13 protein-coding genes are annotated in these 14,403 nt (G+C 68.8%); 7 read left to right on the top strand and 6 right to left on the bottom strand.

The window, feature by feature from the left end:
- Window positions 1-69: 69 nt before the first annotated feature.
- Window positions 70-1,059, top strand: a complete 990-nt coding sequence (locus ACFYRU_RS29340; protein WP_387664242.1) for a 2-dehydropantoate 2-reductase — start codon at window positions 70-72, stop codon at window positions 1,057-1,059.
- On the opposite strand, the gene ACFYRU_RS29335 is transcribed toward ACFYRU_RS29340, so the two are convergent.
- Window positions 1,024-1,932, bottom strand: a complete 909-nt coding sequence (locus tag ACFYRU_RS29335; protein ID WP_387664241.1) for a GNAT family N-acetyltransferase — start codon at window positions 1,930-1,932, stop codon at window positions 1,024-1,026. The two genes, ACFYRU_RS29340 and ACFYRU_RS29335, sit on opposite strands and share 36 nt — an antisense overlap.
- A gap of 80 nt (window positions 1,933-2,012) precedes the next feature.
- On the opposite strand from ACFYRU_RS29335, the gene ACFYRU_RS29330 reads away from it, so the two are divergent.
- Complete coding sequence (locus ACFYRU_RS29330; RefSeq protein WP_387664239.1) at window positions 2,013-2,882, top strand: NAD(P)/FAD-dependent oxidoreductase; 870 nt, start codon at window positions 2,013-2,015, stop codon at window positions 2,880-2,882.
- Here the strand turns inward: ACFYRU_RS29330 and idi are convergent.
- Window positions 2,859-3,416 (bottom strand): isopentenyl-diphosphate Delta-isomerase, encoded by a 558-nt coding sequence (gene idi / locus ACFYRU_RS29325; RefSeq protein WP_387664237.1) that lies wholly within the window; start codon window positions 3,414-3,416, stop codon window positions 2,859-2,861. The two genes, ACFYRU_RS29330 and idi, sit on opposite strands and share 24 nt — an antisense overlap.
- A 216-nt stretch (window positions 3,417-3,632) precedes the next feature.
- On the opposite strand from idi, the gene tyrS reads away from it, so the two are divergent.
- Window positions 3,633-4,814 carry a tyrosine--tRNA ligase gene (gene tyrS, locus ACFYRU_RS29320; RefSeq protein ID WP_387664236.1) on the top strand — a complete coding sequence of 394 codons (1,182 nt, stop codon included), beginning with the start codon at window positions 3,633-3,635 and terminating at the stop codon, window positions 4,812-4,814.
- Between the two features lie 17 nt (window positions 4,815-4,831).
- Complete coding sequence (locus ACFYRU_RS29315) at window positions 4,832-5,653, top strand: NAD(P)H-binding protein (RefSeq protein ID WP_387664234.1); 822 nt, start codon at window positions 4,832-4,834, stop codon at window positions 5,651-5,653.
- Here ACFYRU_RS29315 and ACFYRU_RS29310 read toward each other — a convergent pair.
- Both ACFYRU_RS29310 and ACFYRU_RS29305 read right to left on the bottom strand, forming a co-directional pair.
- Complete coding sequence (locus ACFYRU_RS29310) at window positions 5,642-6,166, bottom strand: isochorismatase family protein (protein ID WP_387664232.1); 525 nt, start codon at window positions 6,164-6,166, stop codon at window positions 5,642-5,644. The two genes, ACFYRU_RS29315 and ACFYRU_RS29310, sit on opposite strands and share 12 nt — an antisense overlap.
- On the bottom strand, window positions 6,163-9,291 hold the full coding sequence (locus ACFYRU_RS29305) for a DUF2961 domain-containing protein (protein ID WP_387664230.1): 3,129 nt from the start codon (window positions 9,289-9,291) through the stop codon (window positions 6,163-6,165). The genes ACFYRU_RS29310 and ACFYRU_RS29305 overlap by 4 nt, the downstream gene beginning before the upstream one ends.
- A gap of 119 nt (window positions 9,292-9,410) precedes the next feature.
- Between ACFYRU_RS29305 and gndA the strand changes: the two genes are divergently transcribed.
- Entirely contained in the window at window positions 9,411-10,850 is a 1,440-nt protein-coding gene (gndA, locus tag ACFYRU_RS29300) for an NADP-dependent phosphogluconate dehydrogenase (RefSeq protein ID WP_387664228.1), read from the top strand.
- Here the strand turns inward: gndA and ACFYRU_RS29295 are convergent.
- Window positions 10,808-12,181, bottom strand: coding sequence for an MFS transporter (locus tag ACFYRU_RS29295; protein ID WP_387664226.1), 1,374 nt, complete (start codon window positions 12,179-12,181; stop codon window positions 10,808-10,810). The two genes, gndA and ACFYRU_RS29295, sit on opposite strands and share 43 nt — an antisense overlap.
- A gap of 70 nt (window positions 12,182-12,251) precedes the next feature.
- Here ACFYRU_RS29295 and ACFYRU_RS29290 point away from each other — a divergent pair, with 70 nt between their 5' ends.
- Together ACFYRU_RS29290 and ACFYRU_RS29285 are read left to right on the top strand one after the other, a co-directional pair.
- Complete coding sequence (locus tag ACFYRU_RS29290) at window positions 12,252-12,869, top strand: TetR family transcriptional regulator (protein ID WP_387664224.1); 618 nt, start codon at window positions 12,252-12,254, stop codon at window positions 12,867-12,869.
- A gap of 39 nt (window positions 12,870-12,908) precedes the next feature.
- Window positions 12,909-13,307 (top strand): DUF6319 family protein, encoded by a 399-nt coding sequence (locus ACFYRU_RS29285; RefSeq protein WP_387664222.1) that lies wholly within the window; start codon window positions 12,909-12,911, stop codon window positions 13,305-13,307.
- A 68-nt stretch (window positions 13,308-13,375) separates the two neighbouring features.
- Here the strand turns inward: ACFYRU_RS29285 and ACFYRU_RS29280 are convergent, their stop codons facing one another.
- Window positions 13,376-14,389: an alcohol dehydrogenase catalytic domain-containing protein gene (locus ACFYRU_RS29280; RefSeq protein WP_387664220.1), complete on the bottom strand. Its 1,014-nt coding sequence runs from the start codon at window positions 14,387-14,389 to the stop codon at window positions 13,376-13,378.
- Window positions 14,390-14,403 lie beyond the last annotated feature (14 nt).

Raw genomic sequence — 14,403 nt, 5'->3', positions numbered from 1 at the left:
ATTGGCCCGCTGGGACCGGGCAATACGAATTGGCCGTGCACACCTCCTGTCCTTAGGTACCTTGTCCCCATGATCGCCATCTACGGTGCCGGGGGTATTGGCTGCTATGTAGGTGGCCGGCTGGCAGCGGCGGGTGCGCCGGTGACGTTTGTCGGGCGGGCGCGGATGGCATCCGAGGTGGCGGTGCACGGGTTGCGGCTGACCGACTATCTCGGCGCGGATCTGCGGGTCGACGACGTCCGGTTCGAGACGACACCCGCCGGAGCTGCGGACGCCGACCTCGTGTTGGTGACGGTGAAGTCGGCGGCCACCCCGGTCGCGGCGGACGAGCTCGCGGCGGTGCTCAAGCCGGGCGCGGTTGTGGTGAGTTTCCAGAACGGCGTCCGGAACGCCGACGTGCTCCGGGAGCGGCTGCCCGAACAGGTCGTGGTGACCGGGATGGTCCCGTTCAACGTCCTGAACCGGGGCGGTGGCGCATTCCACCAGGGCACCGCCGGGAAGCTCGACGTACAACGCGATGCCGCGCTGGAGCCGTACGTCGACGCGTTCGAGCGGGCCGGCCTCCCGCTGACCCAGCACGACGACATCCTGCCGGTGCAGTGGTCGAAGCTCCTGCTGAACCTGAACAACCCGATCAACGCGCTGTCCGACCTGCCGCTGCGCGACGAGCTCTCGCAGCGTGCGTATCGGCGCTGCCTGGCCGCGGCGCAGTCGGAGGCGCTCGGGCTGCTCGACGCGGCCGGGATCCGCCCGGCGCAGCTCCTCGCCGTACCGATGCACCGCTTTCCTTCGGTACTGCGGCTGCCCGACTTCCTGTTCCGCCGGCTCGCGAGCAAGGTACTGGCGGTCGATCCGCTCGCCCGGACCTCGATGTGGGAGGACCTGGAGGCGGGCCGGCCGACCGAGATCGACTACCTCAACGGCGAGGTCGTACGGCTCGCATCGTCGCTCGACCGCGACGCACCGGTGAACCGCAAGCTGGTCGACCTGATCCGCGCGGCCGAGACCGACCGTCGGTCGTGGTCAGGACCCGAGCTGCTCCGGGAACTGCAGCGGTAGGTCCGCGCGGACGTTGACGCTGATCGTCCGGTACGTGAAGCCGAGGTGCTCGTTCAGCCGCCGCATGTTGCCGTTGCCCTCTTGGGTCCACGTGTAGATCTCGGTGATGCCGTGCTCGGCCGCCCACGCCATGCTCGTCCGCTTCAGCGTCGACGCGACACCCTTGCCCCGCCAGTCCGGGTGGACCGCGGTGTAGGCGACCTCGGCGCGCTCGGGCTTGTCGGTGTCGAGCAACAGCCCGGCGAGGCCGATCACCCGGTCGCCGACCACCGCGAGGAACGTCGAAGCCGGCTCGTTGATCCACTCCGTCGCCCACTCCTCCGGCGTCACGTGCATCGGCGACGTCGTGTCGAGATCGGGCAGCGTCGGGATCGCGACCTGCTCGTACGCCGCGGCCCACAGTTCGGGACGCTCCGCGACCGGGATGACCTCGTACTCGGGCGGTACGACCGGCCACGGCTCGGCGCCGATCTCGCGGACCTGCTCGACCTGGCGCTTGAACTCGGTGAAACCGAAGCGCTTCGCGAACGCGACCGAACCGTCGTCGTCGATGGTGCAGCCGGCGATCGTGTAGCCCTGACTCTCGGCGTGCTCGGTCAGCATCCGAAGCAGCGCGGTACCGACTCCCTGGCGGCGCGCCTCCGGACGGACCCGGGCGACCACGGCGGCGCGGTCCGCCTCGTTCGAGCGGTCGGAGCTGCCGTGGGCGACAACCTCGCCGTCGAGCTCGGCGAGTACCACCAGCCGCTGCGGCGATTCGGCCTTGCGGAGTTCGGCGACGCTGGGCGCGCGCTCGTACGGCAGGGCGGCGAGGCGCACCTGGCGCCAGGCCTCGTAGTCGGCGTCGGTCTCGACGGGCCTGATCCGGATCACCTGGTCATTAGGCGGTCCAGCGGTTGGTCGCGGCCAGCGAATTTCAGATTATGAGACCAGTCGTCTCGTATCATGACAGCATGGATGTCGCGGTGGTCGGTGGAAGTGTGGCGGGGTTGCAGGCGGCGCTGACGTTGGGGCGGGCGCGACGAGAGGTTCTGCTGCTCGATGACGGGCAGGCGCGGAACCGGGCAGCGTCGCACGTCCACAACTACCTGGGCGCTCTCGAGGTTTCACCGGAGGAGTTGCTCGCGGTGGGACGCCGGCAGGTGGCGGAGTACGGCGTCGAGGTACGGGCCGGCCGGGTCGAGGACGTGACCTTCGAGGACGACGGGTTCGTCGTGGACGGGGTGCGCGTACGGGCCGTCGTACTGGCGACGGGGTTGTGGGACGAACTGCCCGACGTACCTGGGGTTGCCGACGGCTGGGGGCAGTCGGTGGTGGCATGCCCGCATTGCCATGGGTGGGAAGTGCGGGATCAGCCGCTCGTGCAGTTGGGGCTCCGGGGAGCGCCGGATCGGTCGGTCGCGCGGGCGTTGCTGTTGAGCCGTTGGAGCGACGACGTCGTGCTGTGCACCGACGGCGATGTGCTGACGGGGACGCAGCTGGATCGGCTCGCGGTGGCCGGGGTCAAGGTACGGACCGAGCGGGTCGCCTCGGTTGGGTCAGGCGTGCGGTTCGTTGGCGGCGAGACGCTGGCGGCGCGGCGGGTGTTCGTGGTGGTGCGGCAGCATCAGCAGAGCGATCTGGCCGAGCGGCTCGGGTGCCAGGTCGCCGACGGAGCGGTCGTGGTCGACGAGGGTGGCCGTACGACGGTTCCCGGGGTGTACGCGGTCGGTACGACAGCTGCGCCGGCGCTGCTCGCGATCGGGGCGGCGGGGCATGCCTCGACGGTTGCGGTCGCCGTACACGGTGATCTGCTGGAGTCAGATCTGGGCGGCGGGTGGTAGCCGGGCCGGGTCCGCGACCGGCCAGTCGACCGGGTCGCCGGTGAGTTCGCCCAGTTGCAGAAGGCACCACGGCGAGAGGTCGTGCAGCGCGCGGACCTCCTCCCAGGTCGCCCAGCGGTAGTCCGCGACCTCGGCCGCGTTCGGCGTCGGGTCGCCGGTCCACCACGCCCGGTAGACCGGGCAGATCTCGTTCTCGACGATGCCGGTCGGCATCTCGGCGCGGTACCGGAACCGGGGCAGCACCAGGTCGACCGAGTCCACGACGATGCCCAGCTCGTCGGCGAGCCGGCGCCGGACCGCGTGCTCGAGCGGCTCGCCCGGCAGTGGGTGCCCGCAGCAACTATTCGTCCAGACGCCCGGCCAGGTGACCTTGCCGAACGCCCGCTGCGTGAGCAGCACCCGGCCGTCCGTGTCGACGACGTAGCTGGAGAACGCCAGGTGCAACGGCGTCGCCGCGTGGTGGACCGCGGCCTTCGCCTCGGTCCCGATCGCGTTCCCGCCGTCGTCCACCAGTACCACCCGCTCGTCGCTCACGGAGCGAGCCTAATCCGGTTCCGAGCGCCGTACGGCGCCTGCTAGCCTCACGGTGTGACCAAGCACAGCGTGACGTATCGACCGGCTCTGGGAGGAGCCGGCCACTAGTCGTCGCTGCGCCCAGAGCCTCCGAGGCAGGAACCCGTCCGGTTCCTGCCTCTTTCCGTTTGCCGGAGGCACTGGTCCGCACGGGTGCCTCGACCTGAGAGGAACCTCATGAATGCTGTGATCGACCGGTTACGACGGACCACCGACCTGATCGTCGGCGAGGACGATCTGCGCGAGCGGCTGGAGTCCGGCCGGCCGCTGCGGATCAAGTACGGCGTCGACTGCACCGCGCCGGACCTGCATCTCGGGCACGCGGTCAACCTGTGGATGATGCGTCAGCTGCAGGACCTCGGGCACCGGGTGGTGTTCCTGCTCGGCGACCTCACCACCCGCGTCGGCGACCCGACCGGGCGCTCGGAGACCCGCCCGGTCCTCTCCCCCGCGCAGATCGACGCGAACGCGGCCTCGTTCCTCGAGCAGGTGTCGCTGGTACTGCGGACGGACCCGGACGTGTTCGAGGTACGGCGCAACTCCGAGTGGTACGACGCGATGCCCGTCGCGGACCTGCTGAACCTGTTCGCGCAGGTCACGCATGCGCAGCTGATGGCGCGGGACATGTTCCGGGACCGGGTCGCGGCCGGTCGGGAGATCGCGGTCCACGAGCTCGTGTACCCGGTGCTGCAGGGCTACGACAGCTTCGCGATGGACAGCGACCTGACGATCGTCGGGTCGGACCAGCTGTTCAACGAGCAGCTCGGGCGGCACTTCCAGCAGCGGCTGGGGGCGCCGCCGCAGGCCGTGATCACGACCACGATCACGCCGGGAATCGATGGCCGCGCCAAGCAGTCGAAGTCGCTGAACAACTACATCGGGCTGACCGACAGCCCGCGGGACAAGTTCGGCAAGCTGATGAGCATTCCGGACTCGCTCGTCGAGGCGTACGCGCGGGTGTACACGGAGCTTCCGCTGGAGACGGTCGCGGCGTTGGCGGACGCGACTGGTCCGGCGGCGCGGGACGCGAAGCTGCGGCTCGCGGCGGCCGTGGTGACGCGGTACCACGGCGCGGGGACGGCGAAGGCCGAGCTCGATGCGTTCCGGCGTACGTTCACCGATCGGGCGGAGCCGGCGGAGCTGCCGGAGCTCGTGGTCGGCGAGGAGCAGCTGCCCGCGCTCGAGTTGCTGCGACTCGCGCACCCGTCCGCCAGCAACTCCGAGCTGCGGCGGCTGCTGCGGCAGGGCGCGGTGTCCGTCGACGGCGTCCGGGTGGCGGATCCGGCTGCTCTGGTGTCGCTGGCCGACGGCGCGGTGCTGAAGTCGGGCGCTCGGACCTGGCATCGGGTGCGCCTCTGATGTGTCAGGGTTGAGCCGTGACGATCCTGATTACGGGCGCGACCGGGAACGCCGGTGGCGCGGTGGTGCAATCGCTGGCAGCACAAGGCATCCCGGGCCGGGCGTTGGTCCGGACCGCTCGAGAGCTGCCGGCCGGGATCGACCCGGTCGTCGGCGACCTGAATCGGCCGGACACGTTCGTGGACGCGTTGGCAGGTGTCAGCGGGATCTTCCTGCTGAGCGGTTACGAACGGCTGGAGGAATTGCTCGCGAACGCGGTCGCCGCCGGGGTGCGGAAGGTCGTCGTACTGTCCAGCAGTTCGCTCGACGGCGAGCTGACGAATGCGGTCGCCGCGTATCACCACGCCACCGAGGAAGCGGTCCGGGCGTCCGGCCTGGAGTGGACGTTCCTGCGGCCGAACTCGTTCATGTCGAACACCTTGCGCTGGCTCGACCAGTTGCGCACCGGTGACGAGGTCCGGGTCCAGTTCCCCGACGTGCCGGTCTCGACGATCCACCCGCGCGACATCGCCGACGTCGCGGTCCGGGCGTTGCAGGGCGAGCGCGACAGCGAGGTACTGCGGCTCACCGGGCCGGTCGCACTGACGCCGGTCGAGCAGGTCGCGATCCTCGCGGACGGACTCGGACGGTCGCTCAAGGCGTACCCGATGAGCCGCGCGGAGACGCACGCCGACCTGCACGCGTCGATGCCGGAGCCGTACGCCGCCGCGATCGAGTCGTTCTTCGGCGACGCCACCATCGACGAGACCTCCGTCAACAGCACAGTCGCCGACGTGACCGGTCACCCGTCCCGCACGCTGCAGACCTGGGTGCAGGAGAACCGCTCGCTATTCGGTTAGGAACTCCAGGTACTCAGCTGTGGTGCAGGTGGTGCCCAGCCTGGGGAAGACGTAGGTCGTGGCGAATGTGTGGGCGTCGGCGTCGAGGCCCGTCATCGCGTCGGTGAGGAAGAACGTCTCGTAGCCGAGGTCGGATGCGGCGCGGCCGGTGGACTCGACGCCGAAGTTCGTCGCGATGCCGGCCAGCACGACGTTCGCGATCCCGCGCGCCTGGAGTTCGGCGTCGAGCTCGGTCCGGCCGAAGGCGCCGATCGTCCGCTTGACGATCTCCAGGTCACCGGGCCGCGGCTCCGCTCCGGGTGCGAAGCCGCTGCCTTCGGGCTGTACGTCGACGCCCGGGCGCTCCACCCGGACGTTCACGACGAGGCCGCCCGCGACGCGGGTCGCCGCGGCGCAGGCCACGGATCGTTCGAGTACGTCCGGACCGCTCGACGGAGCGGTCTCCAACGCGACGATCCGGGACATCAGGTCGATCAGGACGAGCGCGGTACGGCGTCCTTCCAAAGGATTCACGAGGTGAGCCTAAGGTCCAGCAGATCGACCCCCGCAAGGTAGCCGATTGCTGCCGCGTTCTTGCCGGTAACTGTCACGGCGAACTGATGTGTTCCGGCATTCAACTGAACAGTGCCGAGGTCAACGTTCTGCGTACCGACACCGGACGCCTGATACCCGTCGAACGGCACCGCTGCACCCCCGTCGACCTGTACGGCGACCGTCCCGTAGTCGGCCGCCTTCGTCAGCACGGTGGACACCTGGTACGAACCCGTCGTCGGCGCACTGAACCCGAACACCGCCTTGTCACCTGCCTTCGTGCCATGAATCCAAGCTTGCGCCCCACCCGACCAACTCACCCCACAACAGTTGCCCTGCACATCCACAGCCACCGTCCCCGACACCGTCATCCCCTCCCCCTCGACCCGCAAGGTCCGCCCACTGGTCCCCGTGACCACCGTCGACCTTGCCCCGACGTGCCCACCCAAATCCACCGCCTGAACGCGATACCTCCACGCCTCTCCCAGTCCTAGGCCTCGGTGCAGAAACCCGGGTAGCGGACTCGTCCCCACAAGTTGCTCAGCCCCACCCGCCTTCGTCCCATACACGTTGTAGTACGCAACCCCACTCTCATCAGCCACATCCGACCACGTCACACTGATCGCGTTGTCAGCCCGCCCCACAGCAGCCAGCCCCGTCACAGCGCCTGGCGCGCGCCGATCCACGTACGGTTTGGTGAGCGACTGGACCACATACGAGGAAGCTGTCCACGCCGGGCCTGTCGGGCGGAGTTCGACGTCGAGGTGATCGCGACCGGCGGTGAGGGCCGCGGGCAGTTGGTAGTTGTCGTCGAGCCAGCGTTGGTGGGTGTTGCCGAGGGGTTGTAGCCAGATGCCCGAATCCTTGCCGTTGACAACGACCTGCGCCGATTGCCCAGGACTGTTCTGATCACTGGTTCGGCGTAGTGTGACGCCTCGGTTGGCTGGGTCGACAGCCGCGCGGAAGCGGATGGGTTGGGTGGTGGAGCGGACCTGGTCCGTCAGGGTGATGTCGTCGTGGTCACCTTCGTAGACCGACGTCAGGTCTGCTTGGGTCGCGTTGTCGGCGTAGGCGTGCTGCCGGCGGCTCGTCGGCGAGCCGACGTCGATGCGGTCAGTCTCGCGGGCGCCGAAGCCGGCCGCGGTGTAGAGGAAGGCGGTCGAGCCGTAGATCGCCGGATGGTCGTCCTGCTGCCCGTGTTCGATGCCGAAGTCGAGTTGGTTCTCGAAGGCGACCGAGTCGGTGATGTGCAGCCGCCACGCGCCGTCGCACTCGTTCGTGCAGAACCCGGCCCGCACCTCGTGCGCGGAGTTCCCGTGGAACGGGGTCGAGTACGTGCCCGCGTTGAAGTACCACCCGGACTCGTAGAAGTCCTCGGTACCGGTCCCGTGGATCGCGGGCGTCCGCTCGCCGTCGACGTAGGCCCGCTCGTCGCCTTCCAGGTAGCCGCGAGTGTTGCCGTCGGCAAGCAGTCCTTCCATGGTCTGGGAGACACCGACGAACTTCCCGCGCCCGGTGACGTCGGCGAACGTCCAGTCGCTGCCCTGCGTGGTCCGGCCGCGCTTCGAGATCGCGGTGAAGTACCCGATCTTCCCGGTCGCCAACTCGGCCACCTTGCTCACGTCACGGGCGGCGGTCACCTCGGCCTGCCCGGTCAACGGGTACGTCGTCGGGTTCACGAGCGTCACCGTCGCCCGGGTGGCGTACGGCATCGGCCACCACGACGAGTACCAGCCGTCGGGATCCATCGCGAAGAACAGCGAGCGGACCGGGTTCTCGCCGAGGCCCGAGCCGAAGAACTCGCCGAGCGGGGCGTCGACACGCTGCTGCCCGTCGATCGTCACCTGGACGCGGACGCCGCCGAGCAGCGTGTCGGACGGCTTCACCCGGGCCGCGTCGGCATCGGTCGCGGCGTACGTCATCGCGTGCTCGCCGCTCCAGTTCTGCTTGCTGATCGAGTACCCGTGGGCCTGCTCGTCGGCGAGGTGGTCGGGGCCGACGTCGAGCTTGTCGCCGGAGTCCACCCAGTACGCGAACTCGTTGAAGTCGAGGTCGGACGAGACGAACTGGTTGGTGATCGTGATCTGCGACTTGCCCGCCGTGAGCGCGGCCGGCAGTTCGACGGACTGGTCGTACCACTGCGCACCCTGCGCCTTGAGCGGCGCCCACTCGCCGGCCGGTACGCCGTCGACGAGGATCTTCGCGCGCTGGTTGCCGATCCGCAGATCCATCCGCCGGGTCAGCTTCACGCCGGTGTTCGCGGGATCGATCTTCATCGTGAACGAGCTGCCGCCGAGGAACGCGCGGCCGTCGTCGGTGAGGCTCTTCAGGTCCAGGCCGACGATCTCGGGCAGCTTCAGCCGGAGCGCGCTGAGCTCACCGGGTCCGCGGACATCGGCCAGCGTGATTTGGTTGCCCGGGGCAAGGTTGAGCGGCGTGGCCGACGTGCTCGCGTTCGGCTGTGCGGGCTTGGGGTCCTTGGTGCCGGCCGCGTTCAGCATTGCCAGGACGTCCTCGGCCTTGTCGGTGGGATCGAAGGTGGAGATACCGTTCGCGTCCGGGAACTGCCGGTAGTCGACGTGGTAGAAGAGCGGGTTGTGCTGCGTGGTGATCCGCATCGAGGAGCGGTACGGCATCGGGACGCGGAGGTAGACGCCGCCGCTGGACTGGACCGCGTTCGCCACCAATGGGTAGCTGAACGGCGCACCGAGCTTGCCGTCGACGATGTCCTGCAGCGAGCCCTTCAGCACCTGCTTGCCGTCGAGCTCGACGGTGATCGTGCCGGTCTTGGTGACGTTGCCCTCGTCGCGGGTGAACCAGATCGACGCGACCTCCCCGGGGCCGCTGTCCTCGGCGATCACACAGCCGGCGTCCGTCGTCCGCAGACAGGAGTAGGTGCCGTCGAAGCCGTCGTTGTTGGTGCCGTCGCGCCCGAAGCTGGAGAACTGCTTGGTCCGGATCCCGGTCTGCAACTCGGGTAACCGGTCCAGATTCCGGTACACCTCCCAACCGACCGGACCGTTGTCAGCCGGCCGGGCCGACGCCGGCACGGCACCTGCCGACAAGAGGATTGCTGACAACACGAGCACGACTGCACGACGGAGCATGGGCGGTTCCTTCGTCATGGGAAATCGATTTCTGAGATGTCTACCACCGATGTTTCCCGATGAGAAGGCCTCAGGCAGACTGGACCCCGCACACAACTTCAGACTCGCAGGGAGATTCGATGAGTTCTGCCAAAGCCCAGATCGGCGTCACCGGCCTTGCGGTGATGGGCCGCAACCTGGCCCGGAACCTCGCACGCAACGGGTTCCGTGTCGCCCTGCACAACCGCTCGCAGGCGCGGACCGACTCGCTGGTGGCGGAGTTCGGTTCCGAGGGCGAGTTCGTCCCGTCCACCGACCTGGCGGGCTTCGTCGAGTCGCTGGAGCCGCCGCGCCGGGTGATCATCATGGTCAAGGCCGGCGCCCCGACGGACGCGGTCATCGACGAACTGGTCCCGCTGCTGGACGAGGGCGACATCGTCGTCGACGCCGGCAACGCGCACTTCCTCGACACCCGGCGCCGCGAGGCCGCGCTGAAGGAGAAGGGCCTGCACTTCGTCGGCTCCGGTGTCTCCGGCGGCGAGGAGGGCGCGCTGAACGGCCCGAGCATCATGCCCGGCGGCTCCCCCGAGTCGTACGCGGCGCTCGAGCCGATGCTGACCAAGATCTCCGCGCACGTGAACGGCGAGCCGTGCTGCGTGCACGTCGGCCCGGACGGCGCCGGCCACTTCGTGAAGATGCTGCACAACGGCATCGAGTACGCCGACATGCAGCTGATCGCGGAGGCGTACGACCTGCTCCGGCACGTGCTCGGGCTGTCCCCGGCCGAGCTCGCGGACGTGTTCCGGGACTGGAACACCGGCGACCTCGAGTCGTTCCTGATCGAGATCACCGCCGAGGTGCTCAGCCAGACCGACCCGACCACGGGCGGCCCGTTCGTTGACGTCGTCCTCGACCAGGCCGAGCAGAAGGGCACCGGCCGCTGGACGGTCCAGTCCGCGCTCGACCTCGGCATCCCGGTCAGCGGGATGGCCGAGGCCGTCTTCGCGCGCTCGCTGTCGGGTGACGTCGTACGGCGGGAAGCAGCCGCCGGCGTGCTCCCGGGGCCGGGCGACGTCAAGGCCGACGTCGACCGGGACCAGTTCATCGACGACGTACGGCACGCGCTGTACTCGTCGAAGCTGGTCGCGTACGCGCAGGGCTTCGACGCCATCCGGGCCGCCAGCGAGGAGTACGACTGGAACATCGACCTCGGCGCGATGGCGAAGATCTGGCGCGGCGGGTGCATCATCCGGGCCCGGTTCCTGGACCGCATCAAGGAGGCGTACGACCGCAACCCGGAGCTGCCGTCGCTGCTCGTCGACGACTACTTCCGGGACGCGGTCGCCGGCGGACAGGAAGCGTGGCGCCGGGTCGTCGCGACCGCGGCCACGGTCGGCGTACCGGCTCCTGGCTTCTCAGCCGCCCTCTCGTACTACGACGGCCTGCGGGCGGAGCGCCTGCCGGCCGCTCTCATCCAGGGTCTGCGTGACCTGTTCGGTGCACACACGTACAAGCGCGTGGACCGTGAGGGCAGCTATCACCTGGAGTGGTCGGGCGACCGCTCGGAGAGCGTCCAGTAGACGGCCACCGCCGCAACACACAGGAAGCCCGCAGCACCGAAGCTGGCCGCATTGAACCCGTGTACGCCCGCAACGGTGCTCAGCAACGCAGTACCCAACGATGCACCTACCTGTTGCGACGTCATCACCATGGCGCCGGCCACCGCACTGTCGGGGCCGGCGCCGAGGGTGGCGGTGCTGTTGGCCGTCACCAGAACCCACCCGGTCCCGAGTCCGACCAGCAGGAACACGGGCATCACCTGCAGCCAGTAGCTGCTGTCAGCATGCACCAAACCGAGCAGTCCGAGCCCTGCGGCAATTGTGATCAGGCCAGGGCAGATGAGCGTTCTGACGCTGACCTTGGCCAGCAGGCGGCTCACCGCGCGTACGCCGACCATCAGTCCCACGGTCAGCGGCAGGAACGCCAGACCCGCCTTGACCGGTGAGTAGTGCTTGACGGTCTGCAGATAGAAGGTCAGGAAGAACAGCGCGGCGAACATGCCGATCGCCAGGCTGAAGACAGCCAGGTACGAGCCGCCACGCCTGCGATCCTTCACGACCCGCAGCGGCAACAGCGGGTTGCTCACACGAGCCTGTGCCATCAAGAAGGCTGCTAGCAACACCACACCAACAGCCAGCGGTCCGTACGACGCCGCGGCACCCCAGCCGTCCGACTCGGCTCGAGCGAACCCGAACACAACAGCCATCAGGCCCGCGGTCGCCAGCAACGCACCTGGTACATCCACCCGCACTCCGCTGGTGCGCTGGGCCGGGCGCACGGCGTACAGGATGCCTCCGGCAGCCACTGCGGCGATGGGGAGGTTCACGAACATCGACCACCGCCAGTCCAGGTACTGCGTGAGCACACCGCCCGCCAGGACACCGAGGCCTGACGCACTACCCATCACCCCGCCGTAGATCCCGAATGCCTTGCCACGCTCGGCCGGCAACGGGAACGAGGCTGCAAGTGTCGCGAGCACCGCAGGTGTCAACAGCGCACCGAACACGCCCTGCAAACCCCGGCCGGCGAGCAACATCCACGGTCCTGTCGCAGCTCCCCCCAGCGCGGAGGCCAACGCAAAGCCGGTCAGCCCGATCAGCAGCGCCCGCCGGCGCCCGATCAGGTCACTCGTCCGGCCGCCGAGCAGCAGGAACCCGCCGTACCCGAGCGCGAACAGCGTGATCACCCACTGCCGCCCCGGATCCGACATTCCCAGGTCCCGCTGCATCGACGGCAACGCGATGTTCACGATCGTCAGATCGATCCCCACCATCAACTGCGCCGTCGCCACTGCCCCCAACGCCCACCACCGCCGCACGTCCAACTGCGGCTCGACTTCGGTTCGCATCATCGTCATCCTTAAGTGAACAGCTGTAGTGCTACGACTGTAAGGCAACGTGCGTTGCAATACAATCGGGTTCATGGACGGTGGGACGACGCGGAACCGGAACCGGCGTGGGCAGGGTGAGCTGCTGCGGCGGGAGATCATCGACGCGGCGCTGCGGATGCTGAACGAGCTCGGCGACGACGAGGCGTTGTCGTTGCGCGCGGTCGCCCGCGAGGTCGGGATCGCCGCGACGTCGGTGTACATCCACTTCGCCGACCGGGACGAACTGGTGTTCGCGGCGCTCGAGCAGAGCACCGTCGACCTGCTGCGCGATCTCGAACAGGCCGAGGACGGCGCCGGCGACGACGCGGTCCGGCGGCTACGGGCGCGGCTGCTGTTCCTCGGGGGCTGGACGCGTGAGTACGCGGGGCTCTACAAGGTGCTGCACGAGAGCACGCTCAACCGGCGGATGCACCTGGTCTTCAAGGAGGAGTTGTCGGTCCGAGCGATCGCCGCGGTGCAGGCGTGCATGGACGCGGGACTCGCGCCGGCAGACGACGCGGCGGCGGTGGCACTCGATCTGCGCTCGGCGGTGCACGGGGCGGTATCGATCCGGATCAACGAACCGGAGGCCTCACTGCCGCCGCTGGACGAACAGGTCGATCGCTTCCTGCGCAAGCTGGTTGGCGTTTCGATCGAACATATGTTCTAATAGCGGTCCCGCATCAGTCAGAAGGAGATCGCCGCAACGATGACTGTAGACACCTTTGCAGTAGAAGCGCCGTCGGGCCTCACCGACACTCCCGACGTACCCGAGGTTGCCGAGATCGCCGAGGAGCCGAAGCCGAAGAAGGCCCCGGCCAAGAAGGCAGCCGGCAAGAAGGCCAAGACCATCGAGCTCACGCTGACCGTCACCGGGACGGCCGACGGCGAGTGGCGCGCCGAGCTGAAGCAGGGCACGACGTACCTGGCTCGCGACCTGGCCGTCGCCGCGGCCGCGGTGTCCCGCGCCGCGAAGGAGCTGCACGAGGACCTGTCGACCCCGATCGACGAGGTGATCGAGGAGGCCCGCTCCCAGCAGGCCGCCAAGGTCGCCGCCCTCGAGGCCGAGCTGGACGCCGCCCGCAAGGCCCTCGCCGATCTGGACTGAAGCGGGGATGCTGGGTAGTGGACCCGTCCGCAACTATGTGAGGTGGTTGCGGGCGGGTTCCGGGCCACCTACTCGGGCTGGGTCTTGAGGACGATGCGCAGGTTCGCCTTGGGCTGGTGCTGCCAGGCTTCCTCGGCCTGTTCGAGGGGGTAGGTCTCGATGATCGGCCGGATGTTCTTCAGGACGGCGAAGTTCAGGGTGTCCTCGGAGTCCTGGGCCACCCCGGAGTACCAGCCGGAGACCGAGAGCCGGCCCTCCGCGAGAGCGTGACCGGTGACCTGGATCGGGTCGCCACCTTCGAGAACGATCAGCTCACCGTTCGGGCGGAGCCCTTTCACCAGGTCGGTCTGGAGCTCGGCGCGGGACACTGTCGCCAGGATCACGGCCGCACCACCGAGCGCCTTGAGCGCCGCACCGGCGTCGCCTTCGGTGCTGTCGATGTACTCGTCCGCCCCGAGCTGCCGGGCGAGCTTCTCCTTGTCCCGCCCGCGGTTGATCGCCACGGTCCGGAAGCCGAACTTGTCGGCGAACTGGATCGCCAGGTGCCCGACACCGCCCACGCCCTGCACCGCGACGGTGTCACCCGGCCCGGCGTGCGCGTGCCGCAACGCGTTGAACGCGGTGATCCCGCCGCACATCAACGGCGCCGCGTCCTCGAAGCTGAGCCCCTCCGGGATCCGCGCCACCGCGTCCTGCGGTACCACCATGAATTCCGCGTACCCGCCGTCGTACGACGTCCCGACGATCGTCCGGTTCACGCAGTTCGTGAAGTCGCCCCGCCGGCAGAACTCGCAGCTGAAGTCGACCCCGCCGGACCAGCCGACACCGACCCGCTGGCCGGTCTCCCAGCTCGTGACCCCATCGCCGACCGCGTCGACCACCCCGGCGATCTCGTGCCCCGGGATCCGCGGCAGTGTCGTACCGAACAGTGCGTTCCGCGGGATCGCGTCGCCGCCGCAGATCCCGCAGGCATGCACCTGCACGCGGATCTGTCCGGCGGCCGGCTCCGGGATCGGTACGTCGGTGACAACGAACGGGCCGCCCGCCTGCTGGACCTGGGCCGCACGCATGGTTCCACTCATAGTTCTCCCTCAGA

It is taken from the genome of Kribbella sp. NPDC004536, from assembly GCF_042873835.1.
GTDB lineage: Bacteria > Actinomycetota > Actinomycetes > Propionibacteriales > Kribbellaceae > Kribbella.
This window is presented reverse-complemented; position numbering and strand designations above follow the sequence as displayed.

Excerpts from the sequence above, each read along its gene's own strand:
- ACFYRU_RS29340 (WP_387664242.1), top strand. The coding sequence starts at position 70 with ATGATCGCCATCTACGGTGCCGGGGGTATTGGCTGCTATGTAGGTGGC.
- ACFYRU_RS29330 (WP_387664239.1), top strand. The coding sequence starts at position 2,013 with ATGGATGTCGCGGTGGTCGGTGGAAGTGTGGCGGGGTTGCAGGCGGCG.
- tyrS (WP_387664236.1), top strand. The coding sequence starts at position 3,633 with ATGAATGCTGTGATCGACCGGTTACGACGGACCACCGACCTGATCGTC.
- ACFYRU_RS29305 (WP_387664230.1), bottom strand. The coding sequence starts at position 9,291 with ATGCTCCGTCGTGCAGTCGTGCTCGTGTTGTCAGCAATCCTCTTGTCG.
- gndA (WP_387664228.1), top strand. The coding sequence starts at position 9,411 with ATGAGTTCTGCCAAAGCCCAGATCGGCGTCACCGGCCTTGCGGTGATG.
- ACFYRU_RS29295 (WP_387664226.1), bottom strand. The coding sequence starts at position 12,181 with ATGATGCGAACCGAAGTCGAGCCGCAGTTGGACGTGCGGCGGTGGTGG.
- ACFYRU_RS29290 (WP_387664224.1), top strand. The coding sequence starts at position 12,252 with ATGGACGGTGGGACGACGCGGAACCGGAACCGGCGTGGGCAGGGTGAG.
- ACFYRU_RS29285 (WP_387664222.1), top strand. The coding sequence starts at position 12,909 with ATGACTGTAGACACCTTTGCAGTAGAAGCGCCGTCGGGCCTCACCGAC.
- ACFYRU_RS29280 (WP_387664220.1), bottom strand. The coding sequence starts at position 14,389 with ATGAGTGGAACCATGCGTGCGGCCCAGGTCCAGCAGGCGGGCGGCCCG.